Genomic DNA, 17187 nt, shown 5'->3' with positions numbered 1-17187 from the left:
GGTCGATGTGCACCGCGCGGTCTACCCCCTGCACAAATTAGCCAACGCCATCGATCACCGCCCGTGCGGCTCGTCACTGCGGTCTGAGCCAGCCCGCCAGTTCGCTGGGAGAAGGGATGCGCCCGGCCGCCTTCACCTCGCCATTGACCACCAAGGCAGGCGTGCCGACCACGGGGTATTTCATGATCTCGGCGGGCTCCCGCACATGCTCTACTTCTATCGATACGCCTTGGGCTGCAGCCGCATCGCGGGTGAGTTGCTCCAGGCGCTGGCACCGGGCGCAACCGGTTCCCAAAATTTTGATGTCCATACAGGGCTCCTTGACGTTGAAGTTCAGGCCGTGCCGACAGGTTCTTGCAGCTGCCGCCGAGCCAGCATGTGCACACTCGCCAGCAGCGCCAAGCCCAGCGCCGCCACGGACAGCACAATTTGCCAAACGGGGCGTCCATCGGACCAGGCACCATAGGCCAAACCTGCCGCTGTCGCAAACACTGCCACCAGCGCCACATAGGTGGCCGTCTTGCGCCGACCAATGATCGAGGCCGTGATCAGCATGCTCTGCAGTGAAAGTTCCGGGTCCGCCATGATGTAAGCCAGCAAGGGGCCGGGGTGCATGCCCAGCGACAGCAGCATCTTGGCCACGGGCACCTCGACCAGTGTGGGAAAGTACATGAAGACGCCAAACACCACACCGGCCATGTTGCCCAGCAGCGTGTTGTGTCCGGCCACGGCCTGCACCCATGCGGGCTGGATAAAGACGCGGATGATGCCCACGACGAACACGCCAGCCACCAGCAGCGGAAAAATCTGCTTGACGAAGCGCCAGGTCTCCCAAAGCCACTGCTGCATGTCCCAGGCATCGAAACGGCGCGCCAGTGGCACCAGGGTGGCCAGCAGGGCCGCCACCGCCAAGGTGCGGCCCGTCAGCGCCACATGCACGCCTTCAGGCGTTGCGCGAATGCCGACGGCGGCAAATACCAGCGTCAGTGCGATGAGGCCCAGACTGGCCCATGTGAGCTTGTTGAAGCCTTCGTCCACTTTGCCCAAACCCCTGATCGATGTCATCGCCATGAGCCCCAGCAAGCCAATGAGCACGCTGCCTTGCAGGCTCAAGCCTTCTTCACCACGAAGCTCGTCCACCGGAAGCCAGCGGTCCAGCGTGGCCTGTGCCTGCGGCGCCCAAGGCCAGGCCAAGTCGACACTCCAAAGCTGTGCGGTGAGGGGGCTGAGCTTGAGTGTTCCGCCGATCAGCAGCGCGATCAGCGCCAGCAGAAAAACAAGGGTCTGGCGGCTGATGCCGACGCTGTCCTGAAACGCTGCGGTCTGAGCGGTTCGCGCCATGTCGTCGCGGTGGAACAGCACGGCCATGATCATGCCGATGCCCACCCCAAAGACCAGCGAAAGGACCAACCGGGCGAAGGCAAACTCCCCACCCAGCGCTACGCCGGTGTACGACAGGGCCAAGATGTTGGCCGCCGGCGCAAAGAACATGAACGTCATGGCGGGTCCCAGACCCGCGCCTTGCTTGTAGATGCCAGCAAACAAGGGCTGCACCGTGCAAGAGCACACGGCCAGCAGGCTTCCGGCACCCGCTGCGGCCGGGTAGGCCACCCACTTGGACGCGCCGGGCCCGAGAAAACGCACCACCGATGCCTGCGGCACCAGGGCCGAGAGTGCACCCGCGACAAAGAAAGCGGGCACGAGGCAAAGCAGGACATGGGCCGCCAGGTACGACACCAGACTGGCCAGGCCGCTTTGCAAAATCACGCCCAAAAAATCCACATCAGACCTCCAACGGTCAACACAAGGAGGCCGTAACGCACGGCTCCTCAACGTTCACCAAAGGTCATCTTCAACCCATGGCCGCAGGACTGGATTGATTCAGATCAATTGCGCGCAAGCTCACTCGTCCTCTTCGATCACATGGCTTGCGCCGCCGCAATGATCAGCGCATAGGGCAGGTTGCCGGTGCGCGCCTCGGCTTGGCTGTCCACACCGGCCGTGCGCGCCTGCTGCACCGCCGCATCCAGGTCCTTGAAAGAAAGAAGTTCAGTGACCACCCGCGCCGGGCTCAATCACCCGACCGGGCTTGGGAGCCAGCCAGATGACCGCGGCGGCCAGCAAAAACAGCACGCCGATCACCGTCATGATCTGGTTGGTGGACAGCATCACGCTTTGCGAGGTGACCAGGTAGTCCAGCACTTCGTGTGCGGCTTCGGGTGTGGCACCGCTGGCGGTCAGTTGCTGGTGCAGGCTGTGGTCGCGGTCGGCCAGGCCCACCAGTTCGGCATGGTTGCGGGTGGCCTGATCGCTCCAGACGGTGGTCACGGCCGAGGTGGCGAACGCGCCCGACAGGGTGCGCAAGAAATTCATCAGGCCAGCGGCCGAATCCATCTCGCGCTCTTCGACGCTGGCCAGCGCAATGCCGGTGGACGGGATGAAGAAAAACGGCAGCGCGAAACCCATCACCATCAGCGGCACCGCCACGTCCCAAAAGCCCATGTCGGTGTTGGCCACGGTGCGCCACAGCGTGACCAAGCCCAGCCAGACCACGCCGATGAACACCAAGAGGCGCGGGTCTTTCTTGCTGCTGGCCATCATGGGCGCGACAAAGAAGGCCGTCACCCCCGTCCAGGCCGTGGCCAGCCCGGCCGTGGTGGCGGTGTAGCCCATGAAGCTTTGCAGCCACAGCGGCGTGAGCACGCTCACCCCGAAGAAGCAGGCAAAAGCCAGGCTGATGGTCAGCACGCTCACCGAAAAACCCCGATGGCGGAACACGCGCAGGTCCACGATGGGGTTGGGCTCGTGCAGCTCCCAGATCAAAAAGGCCGCAAAGCCAATGGCCGCGATCAAGGCCAGCGCCGTGATTTGCGTTGACGCAAACCAGTCGAGGTTTTTGCCTTCGTCCAGCATCAGCTGCAAAGCCGCCACCCAGACCACCAGCAGCACCAGGCCCACCAAATCGATGCGGCTGCGCTCGCCCAGCGCCTGGTAGCGCTTGAGAAGCTTCCAGGCATACAGGCCAAAGCCGATCGCAATGGGTGCGTTGAGCAAAAACACCCACGACCAGCTGAACTCGTCGCACAGCCAGCCGCCCAAAATGGGGCCCGCCACCGGGGCCACCAGCGTGGTCATGGACCACAGGCCAATCGCCGCCGCCGCTTTCTCTTTGGGGAAGATGCGCATCAACAGCGTTTGCGACAGCGGCATGAGCGGACCGCCGCACAGGCCCTGAAACACCCGCGCCACCACCAAGATGCCCAGCGAGGGGGCCAGGCCGCAGACGATGGAGAACACGCCGAACAAAACCATGGAACTGACGAACACCCGCACCGAGCCGAAGCGCGCCGACAGCCAGCCGGTCAGCGGCACAGTGATGGCTTCGCCCACGGCATAGGACGTGATGACCCAGGTGCCCTGGCTGGTGGCTGCGCCCAAAGCGCCCGCGATGTTGGGCACCGCGACGTTGGCGATCGTCATGTTGAGCACGGCGATGAAGTTGGCGGCCGCCAGCATCAGTGCGGCGACCCAGAGCATGCCGCCGGTGAGCGGCGCGTCCGGCCCTGGCGGGGCCGACGCTGGATTGGTGGGGTTCATGCTGCGCCCCGCTTACTGTTGACCGCCGCGGGTGTCGATTTCGGCGCTCATCGACAAACCGACCTTGAGCGGGTGCTTTTGCAGCTGCTGTGCGTCCAACTGGATGCGCACTGGCAGGCGCTGCACCACCTTGATCCAGTTGCCGGTGGCGTTTTGCGCCGGAATGGCAGCAAAAGCCGAGCCGGAGCCGCCCGAAAACCCTGCCACCACGCCGGTGTAAGTCACGTCCTTGCCGTACAGGTCGGCGTGCAGCTTCACGCTTTGGCCGACCTTGACCTTGGCCAGCTGCACTTCCTTGAAGTTGGCATCGACGTACATGTCGCTGACCGGCACCACGGCCATCAGCGGCATGCCTATTTGCACGCGCTGGCCCACCTGCACCTGGCGGCGTGCCACCACGCCGTCCACGGGGGCGCGCACCGTGGTGCGCTCCAGATCGACCTTGGCCTGGTCCAGCCGGGCACGCGCTGCCGCCACGTCGGGGTGGTTCTCCAGCGTGGTGCCTGCGATCAGCGCGGTGTTGGCTTCTTTGGCGGCCGTGGCTGCTTTCAGGTGGGCGCTGGCCTGGGCGGCACCGGCCTTGGCTGCGGCCAGCTGGGCGGTGGCGGCTTCGAAGGCGTTTTGGGCGCGGGTCAGCTCTTCGCCCGTCACCGCGCCGGAGGTCACCAGTGCTTGTCGCCGCTGCAGGTCCACCTGCGCGCGCGTCAGATCGGCCTGCGCGGCGGCCAGTTGGGCGCTGGCCCGCTGGCCGTCGGCTTCGCGTGCGGCCACTTGCGCGCTCAGGCTGGCATCGGTGGCCACCAGACTTTGCACGCGGCGCGTGGCACGGCTGAGTTCGGCCTCGGCTTGGGCCAGCGCCAGCCGCGCATCGGTGCGGTCAATCTGCACCAGCACATCGCCTTTTTTAACGGTCTGGGTGTCTTTGGCGGGCACCTCGGCCACGGTACCGCCCACAGCGGGCGTGATGGCGGCCACTTCGACAGCGGCATAGGCGTTGTCGGTGGACACAAAGTGCGAGGCGTACAAGGCCCAATAGGCTGTCACGCCCACGGCGCCCAGGACCACGACACCCCCGAGCGCGGCCAGGCGTTGGTTGCGGCGGCGCTTGAGTTGGGTGTCTGCGATCTCGGCGGCGATGGGGGTTTTGTGGTGCTCTGTCATTTGAAAATCCTTCATTCGTTCATGGGGGCTCAGCGCTTTGCAAGCGGGCTGGGTTCGTGGCTGGTTTCGCTGCTGGTTTCGCGGCTTGGTGAGTGGCCTGTGGCGTTGCCCGAGGTGACGTCCGTGGTGCCGCCCGTGGTGGAAGGAGGTGCCTGATAACTCCCGCCCAGTGCGCGCTGCAGCGCGATGTCGAGCCGCAGCGACTGCGCTCGCAGATGTGTTTGCTCTGCCAGGCTCTCCAACAACTGGCCTTCGGCCATCAAGACCTCCATGGCCGTGGCCAAGCCCCCTTCGCGGCGCTGGCGGCTCAGTTGGTGCGCCTCGGTGGCGGCAGTCACCGCCTCTTGCGCTTTGTCCAAACGCTGTGCCAGCGCCTTCTGGCTCGCGGCGGCATCGGCCACGTCTTGCAGGGCGCGGGCCACGGTGGCGTTGTAACGGGCCACACTTTCGGCGTAGGCCGCTTGCGCGCCGCGCAACTCACCACGCAAGCGCCCACCGTTGAAGATCGGCAAGGAAATCGCCGGGCCCACGCTGCCCACACTGGAGCCGCTGCGGCCCAGCAAGTCCAGCCCGAGCGACTGCACGCCGATGAAGGCCGAGAGGTTCACACTGGGGTAAAACCCGGCCCGCTTTTCTTCGATGCGGCTGGCCTGGGCTTGCGCCATCCAGCGCGCTGCGCTCACGTCCGGACGGCGGCCCAGCAGCTCGGCCGACAACTGGGCGGGCAGGCCAAAGCCTTTGTCGAGTTTCAGCTGCGGCGGCGTGATCGACAGACCCCGATCCGGGCCTTCGCCCAACCATGCAGCCAGGCGATTGCGCTGCAAAGCGATCTGCTCGTCTGCGGCCAGCAAGGTGCCTTCGGCGGCGGCGCGTGCCGCATCGGCCGCGTGCACGCTGCCACGGGTTTCCAGACCGTTGGCTTGGCGCTGTGCCAGCAGCTGCGCGGTCTGGCTGTGAATCGCCACCGATTTCTGCGCCAGTTCACGGCGGGCAAACAAATGAGCGAGTTCGGCGTAATCGCTGGCGATGCCGCTGGCCAACAGCAGGCGGGTCTGCGCCAGCTCGGCGCGGCGGCCGTCCAGCTCGGACGTGGCCGCCGACAAGCCCGCCCGGTTTTTGCCCCAAAAATCCATTTCCCAGCGGAAGTCGAGCGTGGCGCGGCCGTAGTCGTTCCAGCCTTCGGTGGCCGGGCTGCGCGGCACCAAATGGTTGTAGCTCAATTTGTCTGCGCTGATGCCCGCGTTGGCGCTCAGCTGCGGTTGCAGGGCCGATCCGGCCAGCTGCGTGAAGGCTTCGGCCCGCTGCAGCCGAGCCTGCGCCGCCAGCAAGTCGGGCGCGCCTTGCAGCGCCTCGTCGATCAGGGCATTGAGCTGCGGGTCGCCATAGGCGGTCCACCAAGCATCTGCGGGCCATTCAACTTGCGGGGCTCGCAGCGATTGGCTCGACGCAAAAGCTGTGGTGGCCTTAAGTTGCGGCTTGGGCGGCGCGTCGGGTAACTGGGCGCAAGCTGCGGCCAGGCAGGCCGTGATCAGCAATGTGAGTGGCGTGCGCCATGGCAAGGGCCGATGGCGGTGCGGCGGCACGGGCGCAGCCGCATGCAGGCGTTGGGGTTCAGGCATTCAGGCTCCTTAAATAAACCGATTGGTTTAGAAAACAGCCGGAATTCTAGCGAGCAAAATGCCAAAACTAAACCATCGAGTTCGAAAATAAGCCGCTTGACCGCGAGGCAAAAATCAGAGCAATGGCGACGGGCAAGCAATGCCCGCAAGTCTCCAAAGATGCCCGCAGCGGTTGGTGATCCGCGTGCAGTCAGCGCCACCATGCGTGGTCAACAGTTCGTACAAGCCTCCAAGGCCTTGGCGGTCTGCAGCCGCGTTTCCTCCACCAGAAAGTCCAGAAACACCCGGGTACGCTGAGGCATGAATTTGCGGGTCGGCACGGCCGCGTACATGCTCAATCGGCCCGTGATCCAGGGCGCCAGCACACGCACCAACTCTCCGCGTGTCAGATAGGGTGCCACCATATCCACCGCCACGGACGTGATGCCCGCGCCATCGATCGCCGCGCGCAGCAAGCTGTCGGTGTGGTTGACCAGCAGCACGGGCTGGACGTCGACTTCGGTGGGCTGGGTCGGGTTGTCAGGGCACCACATCTGCCACACACGCGGCCGGATGTGGGGCATTTTCAGGCGCAGGCAATCGTGCTGCATCAGCTCCTGCGGCTGCTGTGGCGCACCGCGCCGGCGCAGGTAGTCGGGCGAGGCCACCAAAATGGCTTCGGACTCCAGCACCTTGCGCGCAATCACATCGCCATCAAAGCTCTCGTCGGTGCCCAGCAAGGTGATGTCGAAGTCTTCGATGGGCGGCTCACGCAGGCTTTCCACCTCCAGCTCGATCAGGATCTTGGGGTAACGCCTGCGGAACTCGGCCAGCAAAGGCGCAATCACATACGTGGCCAACACCGGTGGCGCGTGCAGGCGCAGCAAGCCAGCCAGCTCGGTGGTCTGCGCGCTGACCACCGCATCGGCTTCGTCGATGTCCTGCAGGATGTTGCGCACGCGGCTGAGGTATTGCTGGCCCGCCTCGGTCAGCGACAGGCGGCGGGTCGAGCGCTGCAGCAAGCGCGTGCCCAGGTGGTCTTCCAGATCGGCGACCAGGCGCGTCACCACAGGGGCCGACATGTCCAGCGCACGGGCAGCGGCTGCAAAACCGCCCTCGCCCACCACGCGCTCAAACACACGCATCGACAACAAACGGTCCATGAAGCACTCCAAAAACAGGATTTCAAGCCCTTGATTGTTCCGTATTTAGAAATAACCCAATGTATTTTTGGTTGTTTTTCTATTGATTCAGAAATTTTACAGTTCAACCCATCGATGCAGCGCTTTCAACCCACGCAGCACCGACCAGGCAAAAAGCCAAGTCCATCCGACCAGCCGCCTGTTTCTTCAACTTTCAAGGAAACCTCATCATGAACCGCTCGACCTTCTCCGTCATCGCCCTCGCAGTTGCCGCCCTGGCCGCCTCCAATGCCATCGCCGCCGATGCCTCGGCACCCAAAACTCGCGAACAAGTCAAAGCCGAACTGGCGCAAGCCGTGCGCACCGGCGACATCATGGTCAACGGCGAAACCGGCCAAAAAGCGAATGAAATGTTCCCAGGCCTGTACCCTGCCAAGCCCACATTCCAAGGCAAAACCCGGGAACAAGTGCAAGCTGAACTGGCCGAGGCCGTCCGTACAGGCGACATCGTGGCCGATGGCGAATCGGGCCTGAAGCTCAACCAGATCAACCCCGGTCGCTACCCCGCCAAGGCTGCAGTTCAGGGCAAAACCCGCGAACAAGTCAAGGCCGAACTGGCTGAAGCCATCCGCACAGGCGACGTCGTGGCCGATGGCGAAACCGGCCTCAAGCTCAACCAGCTGTTCCCCCAGCGCTACAACCGCAACATCTGAAACCCATCACCCCAGCCACCCCGCAGGCCTTGACGCCCGAGCGGGGTGGCTTGAGCAGAAAGAACACCGACCATGAAACTCCTGCACATCGACTCCAGCATCCTGGGCGCTTATTCCGCGTCCCGCGAACTGACCGCCGACATCGTCGCCCAATGGATGAAAAAACACCCAGGCACCACCGTCGAACACCTGGACCTGGCGGTCAACGCCCCTGGCCACTTTGGTGCCGATGCCATCGCCATCAAGGGCGTGGCCCAGCCCGAGCCGACCGCCGCACAACGCGCCGAAAACGCCTTGTCTGAACAACTGGTGAGCCAGTTTCTGGCCGCTGACGTGGTCGTCATCGGCGCGCCGCTCTACAACTTCTCGATCCCCACCCAGCTCAAAGCCTGGATCGACCGCCTGGCCCAGCCTGGTCGCACCTTCCGCTATACCGAAAAGGGCCCGGAGGGTCTGGCGAAGGGCAAGACGGTGATCGTGGCGTCCACACGCGGCGGTGTGTATTCGACCAGCGAAGGCGGTCAGGCCATGGAGCACCAAGAAAGCTACCTGAAAGTGGTGCTGGGCTTTTTTGGCATCACCGACGTGCGCATCGTGCGCGCCGAAGGTCTGGCCATGGGCGATGAAGCCAAGGCCGCGGCCATGAGCGCCGCACGCGCCGAGATCGCGCAAGCCGTCGCCTGAACCAGCTGCGCACCGCCTCCCCCTAAAATGAACCACTGAGTTCATTTGTGGGAGGTTGGGCATGCGCACCAAAAGCGAGACACGGCGGCAGGCCATCCTGCAGGCGGCGGCCGAAGTGTTCCGCGAAACCGGCTTCGAGCGCAGCTCGATGTCCGACATCCGCGAACGTGTGGGCTACTCCAAACCCACGCTTTACAGCTACTTCGCATCGAAAGAAGAATTGTTTTCGGCGGTGGTGTTTGAAGCGACCGAACTGGAATTTCAGGCCACCCTGCAAGCGCTGGACCCGGACCAATCTGACATCACGCTCGCGCTGCAAAGTTTCGGGCAACGCTTGCTGGCCCTGCTGTATTCACCGCAGGTGCAGGCGGTGCGCCGCATGGTGGCGTCTCAGGCCAGACCCTCCGAGCTGGGTCGCACGTGTTACGAGATGGGCCCCGTGCGCAGCGAAGCGGCCATCGCGGCCTTTTTGCAGCAAGCCATGGACCGCGGTCAGCTGCGCCAGGCCAACGCACGCATTGCAGCACTGCAGCTCAAAGGCCTGCTGGAGGCCGAATGGATCGAGCCCTTCTTGTTCAATGCACTGGAAGCATCTTCCCCACAACAAATCCACGAAACGGTGGCTCGGGCCGTGGCGGTGTTCATGGCCGCGTATGGGCCGACGCTGTCTCAACACAGCAACTCGGGCTGAACGGTCTGCTTGCCCAAAAGGGTCAAGCCAGACCTGTGGGCCATTTCTCTGGGCCATTTCTGTAAGCACTTTGGCCCACGCGGTCTGAGTCAATGCATCAGCGCTTCAACGCGTCAACCACCGCCGCGCCGCAAAACTCAACGCATCCACGCAAGCGACCATGAGCAGCATCGCGGCCAGCAAGGTGGCGGTCTTGTTCATTTGAAACAGGCCCATGTGGAACGACAGCATCTGGCCCAAGCCGCCCGCACCCACCACGCCCAGCACGGCGGCGGCGCGGATGTTGTTTTCCCAGCGGTACAGCGTGTAGCTCATGAGCTGCGGCAGCACCTGCGGCAAGGTGGCATAAAAAAACACGCGCAGCGGCCCCACGCCCTGAGTGCGCAAGGCGTCGCCCGGCCCGGTGGGGATGTTCTCCATGGCCTCGGCAAACAGGCGGCCCAAAACGCCGCTGGTGTGCAGGGCCAGCGCCAATGTCCCCGCCATGGGCCCGAGACCTGCCGAAATCAAGAGCAATGCCGCCCACACCAGTTCGGGAATGGCACGCAGCGCATTGAGCAACCAGCGTGTGGGGCTGCGCAGCCAGGCCGCGTCTTGGGCGGACAGGCGGCTGGCGGGCACGGCCAACGCCAAGCCCAGCACCGCCGCCATGGCGGTGCCCAGCGCCGACATGGCCAGGGTTTCCCAGGCGGCCCAGGCCACCTTGTTCACAAACACGGGCGACAAGTCGGGCGGAAAAAACTCCGCCACAAAGCGGCCCATGCTTCGCGCCGCTTCCATCGATGCAAAAGCCGCCCAATCCAAATCGAGCGACACAAAGCTGGCCACCACCAAGACCCCCAAAGCCACGGTGAACCAACACGCCTTGCAGCGGGCATCAAAAATTGGCGGCGGCAATTTGTAGGGCGGGTTGGCCGCTTCGCGTGAAGACAACGAGGTGCCTGAAGACTTCATGCCAGCGCCTTTCTCAGCCAGGCGCTCACGCGGTCGGCCAGCGCCACCAGCGCAATGAACACCAGCAGCAAGGTGGCCACTTCACCGCCGTTGAACATCTTCATCGAGTTGTCCAGTTGCTGACCCAAGCCCCCCGCGCCCACAAAGCCCAGCACAACAGAGGAGCGGATGGCACATTCCCAGCGGTACACGGTGTAAGACGCCAGTTCGGCCGCATGACTGGGCAGCAGCGCGTACACAAAGGCCTGCAGGCGGCCGCTGCCGTTGCGCATCAGGGTCTGGGTGGCGTGGGCTTCGCCGCTTTCCAGAATTTCGGCGTACACCTTGCCCAGCATGCCGCCATAGGTCAGCGCAATGGCCAGCACGCCCGCGGTAGGCCCCAGGCCCACCACCCGCACAAACACCAGCGCCCAAATCAACTCCGGAATGCTGCGCAGCATGATCAGCGTGGCCCGCACCAGCCAGCGCAGCACCGCAGGCCAACGGTCCATGCGGCCGGACAAGGCCGACAGCGACAAGACCCGCGTGGCCAACAAAGACAAAGGCACGGCCAACACCAGCGCCAGCGTGACGCCTGCGGTGGCCATGGCCACGGTGCGCCAGGTCTCGCGCAGCACCATCTGCAAAAATTCGGCGTTGTGAACCAACGGCCAAAAGCTGCGCACAAAGTCGGCGGTGACTTTTCGGTTCTCGGGCGCCCACAGCACCCAAGGCCGGAACTCGGTGGCCACACCCAGAGGCCACAAAAGCACCAACGCCAAACTCAGCCAGAACACGCGTGCGGCAAACGTCGGGTCGCGCGTGGGTGCTGGTGCAAACGGCCGCTCGGGTGGTGAACCGGGAGGTTGGGCCACAGGCAAATGGGAAACAGAGGCGGACATGTCGGGTGCGCGTGGCATCAGGAAGCAAACCGCCTCAGCGGCAGTGCATCACCACAGGCGCGGGCGCTGCCGGTGTGGCCTCTTGCAGCGCCGCAGGCAGCGCCTCACCGCGCAACTCGTGTTCGTGCTGGTCGTACAAATGCGCCAAGCGCTCGGGGCTGACCTGATCCGGGGGCAGGTCAAACACCTGCTGGCCATCGCGCAAGCCGATGATGCGCGGAAAGTGCGCCAGCGCCATGTCCACCTGGTGCAGCGTGGCCACCAGCGTGACTTGGCGCTCGCGGGCCAGGCCCACCAATGCGGTCATGGCCATGCGGGCGCGCACCGGGTCGAGCGCCGACAGCGGCTCATCGATCAGCCACAGGCTGGCCGGAGCCAGCAGGGCACGGGCCAGGCCCACGCGCTGGCGCTCACCACCCGACAGGCGGTCCACGCGTTCAAACAATTTGTCGCCCAGGTCAAAGTGCGACAGCGCCTCGTAAGCGGCCGGGATGTCCGCTGGATAAAACAGCGAACGCAAACTGGCCCACAAACCCATAGCGGGCAAACGCCCGGCCAACACCGAGGTCACCACGCGTTGGCGCGGCGGCAGCGGCGGCACCTGCGGGGCCAGAAACAACTGGCCGCGCAGTGTGCGCAGCGCGCTTGCAGGCAATGTCCACGGGTTCACCCCCGCCAGTTGCAGCGTGCCTTGCGTGGGCGGCTGGGCGCAGGCCAGCACCTGCAGCAGCGTCGTCTTGCCCGCACCCGAGGGGCCGATGATGGCCACCTGCTCGCCCGCAGCCAGCTGCAAATTCAATGCACGCAAGGCCGCTGGCGCACCCGGCGTCGCCGCCGGATGCCGCGCTTCAAGGGCCTGAAGGTCGATGTTCACTGTGACGGGGTCCAGGCTTTACAGCAAGCCCGCGCTGCGTGCAGCCGACTCCAGACCCTTGTAGTTTTCGGGCGTGGTGGGCACATAGCGGGTGGCGCGGTTGAGTTTCAGGATCTCGGCGTGCTCGGGGTTGGCGGGGTTCAGGGCCAGCAAAGCGGTCTTGATTTTTTCGCGCAAGTCGGCAGGCATGTCAGCGTGCACCGACCAGTTGTAGTTGAAGTAAGGCGGTGTGGTGTAGAACACGTTGACGGCCTGAGTGTCGACCTTGTTCTCAGCCACAAATTTTTTCCAGACGGTGATGTCCAGCGCAGCGGCATCGACCTTGCCGCTGACCACCGAGGCGATGGTGGCGTCGTGCGCGCCGCTGTAGGCAATGCGCTTGAAGTCTTTTTCAGGTTCGATCTTGGCTTGCAGCAAAAAGCTGCGCGGCATCAGGTGGCCCGAGGTGCTGCTTTGCGACCCGAAAGAGACTTGCTTGCCCTTCATGTCGGCCAGGGTCTTGATGCCGGAATCGGTCTTGGCGATGAACACCGACTGGAAACGCGTGTCTTCTTCGCGCTGCGCCAAGGGCACCACCTTGCCACCGGAACGGATGCTGGCCTGCACAAAGGTGAAGCCGCCAAACCAAACCACATCGACCTTCTTGTTCACCAGCGATTCCACCGCCGCAGGGTAATCGGTCACGGGTGTGAACTGCACCTTCATGCCCAGCTGCTTTTCCAGGTAGTTGGCCAAAGGCGCGAACTTGCGCACCTGCTCGGTGGCTGCTTCCTCGGGGATGGTGGTCACGCGCAGCGTGGTTTGCGCTTGGGCAACACTTGGAAATGCCGCCGACAAAGCCAATAAACCCATCAGGGCAGTGGCTTGGATTTTTGTAAAGAGCGAAATGGGCATGGCCAGAAGTTCACCCGGGGGTGAAAATTTGAAAAGGGCTTGATTACACCCCAAATTCAAGAACACCATCAGCCTCAAGGGTGAGACTGAGACGAATCATGACTTGGCGGCATCCGCTCAATCGAGAGACCGCCCCTCTCCACGCTCTTCCACCGTTTGCCCGTCGCGGATGTGGTAAATCCGCCGAAAGGTCGGGATGATTTTTTCATCATGGGTGACCACGATGATGGCGGTCTGGGCCTGCCGGGCCATGTTGTTCAAAATGCGCATCACGCCCAATGCGCGTTCACTGTCCAAGGGCGCGGTCGGCTCGTCAGCCAAGATCACCGGGGGTTTGTTGGCCAGGGCGCGGGCAATCGACACCCGCTGCTGTTCGCCGCCCGACAGCTCAGACGGTTGCGCCTTGGCCCGGTGCGCCACATCGAGCGAATGAAGCAAGGCCAGCGCCTGCTGCCGGGCCTGGGCATTGGGCACACCCGCCAACATGGGCAGCAAGGCCACGTTGTCGGTCACATCCAAAAACGGAATCAGGTAGGGGGCCTGAAACACAAAGCCGATGCGGTCGCGCCGCAGGGCACGCAAGTCGGGGGTCTTCCAGCCGTTGTCGTAGATGATGTCGTTGCCCAAGGTCATGCGGCCCGAGGTGGGCTCGATGATGGCCCCCAGGCATTTGAGCAAGGTGCTCTTGCCCGAGCCAGACGGCCCGACCAAGCCCACCACCTCGCCCGGTGCCACCTGCATGTTGACGTTTTTCAGGGCCTCTACGGCGGTGTCGCCATGGCCATACACCTTGCGCAGGTTTTCGATCAGGATGCCGCCTTGAGTGGGGGTCATGACTTGCCCTCCGCCGGGCCGCCCCAAGGCGGGCAAAGCCCCCTTGGGGGGCAGCGAGTACACGAAGTGACGAGCGTGGGGGTCATGTTCTTTCCTTGCTTAACTGATGGCCTGAGCAGGATCGACCCGCAACGCCACCCGGATGGCCAAGGTGCTGGCCAATGCGCAAATGACCAGGGTGGCCACAAAACCCATCACCGCATCTTGAGTGAGCAGCAAAACAAATTTGGGGAAGACCGGTGCCCACAAGGTGGCGGCCACTTTGCCGACCACAAAACCAATCACGCCCAAGCCCAGCGCTTGCTGCAAGATCATGCTGGCGATGGTGATGTTGCGCGTGCCGATGAGCTTGAGCACCGCGATTTCTCGGATTTTTCCCAACGTCATGGTGTAGATGATGAAAGCCACAATGGCCGCGCTCACCACCGCCAGGATGACCAGGAACATGCCGATTTGCCGGGCTGAGGTGGCGATCAGTTTTTGCACCAGAATTTCTTCCATCCCGCTGCGGGTAAAGACCGTCAGATGCTTCCAACGCCGGATCGGCTCGGCCACCTGCTCGGCACCCCAGCCTGCTTGCGTTTGCACCAACACCGCGTTCACGTTGCGGCTGCTGGTTTGCAGGTTTTGTACGGCTTCCAGCAGGCCCGGCACACCGGGCCGGTTAAAGCCAGGGTTGGCTGCCGTGCGCACGCGGTCGTTCACGATGGCGTCGTTGTCCTTGAGGAACTGCGCTTCTTGCGCGTCTTTCAGGGGGATAAAAACCATCGGGTCACCACCCGAAGAGACCATGCGCTGCGTCAGGCCCACCACCTCGTAGCTGTGGCGGCGAATCTGCACCCGGTCGCCCACAGCCAGGCCAGTTTTGATGTCGGCCACGGCCTCGTAGTGGCTGCGTGTGAGGTGGCGGCCCGCCAACAGGTGCCCCGGCTGTCCCGGCAAGCCGCCCGCACCGGGCTCCACACCCACCACCATGGCGCGCGTTTCGCGCCCGGCGGTTTGCACCTGCATGGTGAAGTAAGTGATGTTGGCCGCTTGCGCCACGCCGGGCATGCCCCGGATGCTGCGCACCACATCGTCCTTGAGGCTGGACGACTCGGCGTAAGGGCCTTGGGTGTCTTTTTGCACCACCCAAAGATCGGCGCCGCTGTTGTTCAACAGCGCTTGCGCGTCGTCCACCATGCCCCTGAACACACCCGCCATGGTCAAGGTCACGCCGATCAGCAAACCCAGGCCCACCCCCGTGAGGATGAATTTGGCCCAGCTGTGCTGGATGTCGCGGACGGCCAGGCTGATCATGGCTGTGCCTGCCCCACCAAGGCATCGACCACCCGGACCCGCGCACCCGGTTGCAGGGGTTTTTCGCTGTAAACGACCACCCGGTCCTGCGCCTTCAAACCGGTGAGGGCCTGCACATGGCCGTCCAAGCTGACCGCGCCCCACTGCACAGGCGCAAATTCAACGGAACCACTGGCCGACAAACGCCACACCCCCGTTTGGCCCTGGTGTTTTTGCATGCTGGCTTGTGGCACCACGGGGCCTTCTGCGGTGGCGGGCAAGTCCAACGTCACCTCGGCCATTTCCCCCATCGACACAGCCGGTGGCATTTGTCCGGGTTCAAGGCGGAACGCCACTTGGGCAATGCGCTCTTCGGTCACGCTGTCGGCCTGCCACTCCACACGCTCGACCACGCCAGGCCAGACCTGCTGGGGCTGCGAGCGCAGCACGATGCGCGCGGCCAGACCCGCCGCCAGACCTGCCGATCGGCCTTGGTCCACGCGCATGCGCACCCACAGGCTTTGCGGGTTGACCAGCTTGAGCACAGGCTGGCCAGCCACCACCGTGCTGCCCGCTTCGGCATCGCGGCTGGTGACCACCGCATCGGCCGGGGCCAGCATGCGAAGGCTCTGGCGCTGAAATGCCACACCCGCGCTTTCGGCTTGCACCCGTGCCATGTCTTGAGCGGCGGCCTGGGCGTTGGCTTGCGCCACTTGCAGCGCCGCCTCTGCCGATCGCAGCGCTTGCTGCTGTGCCTCAAGGGCTGTGGCACTGATGAAATTCTGGCGGGCCAGGTCTTGCTGGCGCAGCCAGCCCGACTGGGCCAGCTCGCGTCTGGCCTGTGCATCGGCCACTTGCGCCTTGGCCGCAGCTTGCACGCTGACGGCCTTGGCCATGGCCGCTTCTTGCGCTTTTTGGCGCTGCGCCAAATCGACCGGGTCCATCTCGGCCAGCCATTGGCCCACCTTGACCTTGTCGCCCACATCCACCAGCACGCGCAAAACGCGCCCCGCCGTCACGGGCCCGATCAACCAGCTTTGGCGTGCCTCGACACTGCCAATGCCAAACACGGCGGGCGTGATGCGTTCACTCTTGACGGTCGTGACGGTGATGCGGTTGGGTGCCAAAGGCCCGATGCGAAACGCCACCCAACCGATGATGGCCACCACCATCAATGTGGCCCCTGCCGTGAGCCAACGCCGCTTGTTTTGCACTGTCCATTTCATGCTTTTGTCCTTGTCGATGTGGGCATGGACTGCATTAGCCCCTGCTCGTAAATGTCATAAACCGCTGCCGCTTGCGCGCCGACGTCGCTCAAATGCCCAGCCATCAGGGCCTGCATGACCAAGCCCTGAATGGCCCCAACAAACAACACCGTGGCGGCGCTCAGGTCAACGGTTTGTGCCAACTGTTGGTTTGCTTTTGCCTTCAACAGCAAACCGTGCACCAATTGGCGGTAATTCACCATGAGCTGCTGCACACTGGCTTTGAGGGGCGAGGGCTGCGGGTGTTGCAGTTCCTGAAATACCAGCCGAGGCACGCCCGGCTGAGCTTGTACAAATTGCACATGCGCCATGAACACCGCCCGCATGGCCCCCAAGGCTTCGCCTTGGTCGAGGTGTGCTTGTGCTGCGGCTTGCAGGCGCATCATCAACTCGGCATGCACCCACTGCATCACAGTCAACCAGATGGCCTCTTTGCTTTCAAAGTGCTTGAAAACCGCCCCTTGGGTGATGCCCACCGCCACCGCCAGCTCGCCCGTGGTGATCTGTGCCGGGCTTTTTTGGGCGGCCAGTTGCAAAGCCGCTGCCATCAAGGCCGCTTGTCTGTCTTCGGTTTTTTGCTTGATGGTCGAGAGCATGTCTTTAATTAAGTAATTGATTAAT

General features: G+C 63.7%; 18 protein-coding genes. 3 read left to right on the top strand and 15 right to left on the bottom strand.

Annotated elements, in window-relative coordinates:
* Positions 1-73 precede the first annotated feature (73 nt).
* The 7 genes from B9Z47_RS01300 to B9Z47_RS01275 form a co-directional block, all read right to left on the bottom strand.
* A complete protein-coding gene (locus tag B9Z47_RS01300; protein ID WP_108329458.1) occupies positions 74-310 on the bottom strand; it encodes a thioredoxin family protein in 237 nt (78 codons plus the stop codon).
* 23 nt (positions 311-333) lie between these two features.
* Positions 334-1782 (bottom strand): permease, encoded by a 1449-nt coding sequence (locus tag B9Z47_RS01295; RefSeq protein WP_108329457.1) that lies wholly within the window; start codon positions 1780-1782, stop codon positions 334-336.
* A gap of 137 nt (positions 1783-1919) precedes the next feature.
* Positions 1920-2060: a hypothetical protein gene (locus tag B9Z47_RS18510; RefSeq protein ID WP_158271597.1), complete on the bottom strand. Its 141-nt coding sequence runs from the start codon at positions 2058-2060 to the stop codon at positions 1920-1922.
* On the bottom strand, positions 2050-3597 hold the full coding sequence (locus B9Z47_RS01290) for a DHA2 family efflux MFS transporter permease subunit (protein WP_233253603.1): 1548 nt from the start codon (positions 3595-3597) through the stop codon (positions 2050-2052). The genes B9Z47_RS18510 and B9Z47_RS01290 overlap by 11 nt, the downstream gene beginning before the upstream one ends.
* Before the next feature lie 12 nt (positions 3598-3609).
* Positions 3610-4758 carry an HlyD family efflux transporter periplasmic adaptor subunit gene (locus tag B9Z47_RS01285; protein WP_108330018.1) on the bottom strand — a complete coding sequence of 383 codons (1149 nt, stop codon included), beginning with the start codon at positions 4756-4758 and terminating at the stop codon, positions 3610-3612.
* A gap of 29 nt (positions 4759-4787) precedes the next feature.
* The gene (locus tag B9Z47_RS01280; RefSeq protein WP_108329455.1) at positions 4788-6377 is read right to left on the bottom strand and encodes an efflux transporter outer membrane subunit; all 1590 of its coding nucleotides are present in this window, start codon (positions 6375-6377) and stop codon (positions 4788-4790) included.
* Positions 6378-6586: 209 nt separating this feature from the next.
* Positions 6587-7519, bottom strand: a complete 933-nt coding sequence (locus B9Z47_RS01275) for a LysR family transcriptional regulator (protein WP_108329454.1) — start codon at positions 7517-7519, stop codon at positions 6587-6589.
* 209 nt (positions 7520-7728) lie between these two features.
* Between B9Z47_RS01275 and B9Z47_RS01270 the strand changes: the two genes are divergently transcribed.
* From B9Z47_RS01270 to B9Z47_RS01260, 3 genes are all read left to right on the top strand, one after another.
* A complete protein-coding gene (locus B9Z47_RS01270; protein WP_108329453.1) occupies positions 7729-8211 on the top strand; it encodes a DUF4148 domain-containing protein in 483 nt (160 codons plus the stop codon).
* Positions 8212-8283: 72 nt separating this feature from the next.
* Positions 8284-8895 carry an FMN-dependent NADH-azoreductase gene (locus B9Z47_RS01265; RefSeq protein ID WP_108329452.1) on the top strand — a complete coding sequence of 204 codons (612 nt, stop codon included), beginning with the start codon at positions 8284-8286 and terminating at the stop codon, positions 8893-8895.
* 61 nt (positions 8896-8956) lie between these two features.
* Positions 8957-9586 (top strand): TetR/AcrR family transcriptional regulator, encoded by a 630-nt coding sequence (locus B9Z47_RS01260; protein ID WP_108329451.1) that lies wholly within the window; start codon positions 8957-8959, stop codon positions 9584-9586.
* Between the two features lie 105 nt (positions 9587-9691).
* Here the strand turns inward: B9Z47_RS01260 and phnE are convergent, their stop codons facing one another.
* The 8 genes from phnE to B9Z47_RS01220 all read right to left on the bottom strand — a co-directional run bounded on the left by phnE (position 9692) and on the right by B9Z47_RS01220 (position 17162).
* Complete coding sequence (gene phnE / locus B9Z47_RS01255; protein ID WP_108329450.1) at positions 9692-10540, bottom strand: phosphonate ABC transporter, permease protein PhnE; 849 nt, start codon at positions 10538-10540, stop codon at positions 9692-9694.
* Entirely contained in the window at positions 10537-11421 is an 885-nt protein-coding gene (locus B9Z47_RS01250) for a PhnE/PtxC family ABC transporter permease (protein ID WP_369911588.1), read from the bottom strand. The genes phnE and B9Z47_RS01250 overlap by 4 nt, the downstream gene beginning before the upstream one ends.
* A 34-nt stretch (positions 11422-11455) precedes the next feature.
* A complete protein-coding gene (locus B9Z47_RS01245) occupies positions 11456-12295 on the bottom strand; it encodes a phosphonate ABC transporter ATP-binding protein (RefSeq protein ID WP_108329449.1) in 840 nt (279 codons plus the stop codon).
* Between the two features lie 18 nt (positions 12296-12313).
* Positions 12314-13147, bottom strand: a complete 834-nt coding sequence (locus B9Z47_RS01240; protein WP_199226251.1) for a putative selenate ABC transporter substrate-binding protein — start codon at positions 13145-13147, stop codon at positions 12314-12316.
* Positions 13148-13306: 159 nt separating this feature from the next.
* A complete protein-coding gene (locus B9Z47_RS01235; RefSeq protein ID WP_108329447.1) occupies positions 13307-14023 on the bottom strand; it encodes an ABC transporter ATP-binding protein in 717 nt (238 codons plus the stop codon).
* Between the two features lie 99 nt (positions 14024-14122).
* Positions 14123-15322 (bottom strand): ABC transporter permease, encoded by a 1200-nt coding sequence (locus B9Z47_RS01230; protein ID WP_108329446.1) that lies wholly within the window; start codon positions 15320-15322, stop codon positions 14123-14125.
* The gene (locus B9Z47_RS01225) at positions 15319-16527 is read right to left on the bottom strand and encodes an efflux RND transporter periplasmic adaptor subunit (RefSeq protein WP_108329445.1); all 1209 of its coding nucleotides are present in this window, start codon (positions 16525-16527) and stop codon (positions 15319-15321) included. Before B9Z47_RS01225 ends, B9Z47_RS01230 begins: the two co-directional genes overlap by 4 nt.
* A complete protein-coding gene (locus B9Z47_RS01220) occupies positions 16524-17162 on the bottom strand; it encodes a TetR/AcrR family transcriptional regulator (protein ID WP_108329444.1) in 639 nt (212 codons plus the stop codon). The genes B9Z47_RS01225 and B9Z47_RS01220 overlap by 4 nt, the downstream gene beginning before the upstream one ends.
* Between the last annotated feature and the right edge of the window lie 25 nt (positions 17163-17187).

It is taken from the genome of Limnohabitans sp. 2KL-1, assembly GCF_003063435.1.
Taxonomy (GTDB): Bacteria; Pseudomonadota; Gammaproteobacteria; order Burkholderiales; family Burkholderiaceae_C; genus Limnohabitans_A.
The sequence above is the reverse complement of the archived record's forward strand: the minus strand, read 5'-3'. Positions and strand labels throughout refer to the sequence as shown.

What these genes read in the sequence shown, in the direction of transcription:
- B9Z47_RS01300 (WP_108329458.1), bottom strand. Translation starts at nt 310, where the DNA reads ATGGACATCAAAATTTTGGGAACCGGTTGCGCCCGGTGCCAGCGCCTG.
- B9Z47_RS01290 (WP_233253603.1), bottom strand. Translation starts at nt 3,597, where the DNA reads ATGAACCCCACCAATCCAGCGTCGGCCCCGCCAGGGCCGGACGCGCCG.
- B9Z47_RS01285 (WP_108330018.1), bottom strand. Translation starts at nt 4,758, where the DNA reads ATGACAGAGCACCACAAAACCCCCATCGCCGCCGAGATCGCAGACACC.
- B9Z47_RS01280 (WP_108329455.1), bottom strand. Translation starts at nt 6,377, where the DNA reads ATGCCTGAACCCCAACGCCTGCATGCGGCTGCGCCCGTGCCGCCGCAC.
- B9Z47_RS01275 (WP_108329454.1), bottom strand. Translation starts at nt 7,519, where the DNA reads ATGGACCGTTTGTTGTCGATGCGTGTGTTTGAGCGCGTGGTGGGCGAG.
- B9Z47_RS01270 (WP_108329453.1), top strand. Translation starts at nt 7,729, where the DNA reads ATGAACCGCTCGACCTTCTCCGTCATCGCCCTCGCAGTTGCCGCCCTG.
- B9Z47_RS01265 (WP_108329452.1), top strand. Translation starts at nt 8,284, where the DNA reads ATGAAACTCCTGCACATCGACTCCAGCATCCTGGGCGCTTATTCCGCG.
- B9Z47_RS01260 (WP_108329451.1), top strand. Translation starts at nt 8,957, where the DNA reads ATGCGCACCAAAAGCGAGACACGGCGGCAGGCCATCCTGCAGGCGGCG.
- phnE (WP_108329450.1), bottom strand. Translation starts at nt 10,540, where the DNA reads ATGAAGTCTTCAGGCACCTCGTTGTCTTCACGCGAAGCGGCCAACCCG.
- B9Z47_RS01250 (WP_369911588.1), bottom strand. Translation starts at nt 11,421, where the DNA reads ATGTCCGCCTCTGTTTCCCATTTGCCTGTGGCCCAACCTCCCGGTTCA.
- B9Z47_RS01240 (WP_199226251.1), bottom strand. Translation starts at nt 13,147, where the DNA reads ATGGGTTTATTGGCTTTGTCGGCGGCATTTCCAAGTGTTGCCCAAGCG.
- B9Z47_RS01235 (WP_108329447.1), bottom strand. Translation starts at nt 14,023, where the DNA reads ATGACCCCCACTCAAGGCGGCATCCTGATCGAAAACCTGCGCAAGGTG.
- B9Z47_RS01230 (WP_108329446.1), bottom strand. Translation starts at nt 15,322, where the DNA reads ATGATCAGCCTGGCCGTCCGCGACATCCAGCACAGCTGGGCCAAATTC.
- B9Z47_RS01225 (WP_108329445.1), bottom strand. Translation starts at nt 16,527, where the DNA reads ATGAAATGGACAGTGCAAAACAAGCGGCGTTGGCTCACGGCAGGGGCC.
- B9Z47_RS01220 (WP_108329444.1), bottom strand. Translation starts at nt 17,162, where the DNA reads ATGCTCTCGACCATCAAGCAAAAAACCGAAGACAGACAAGCGGCCTTG.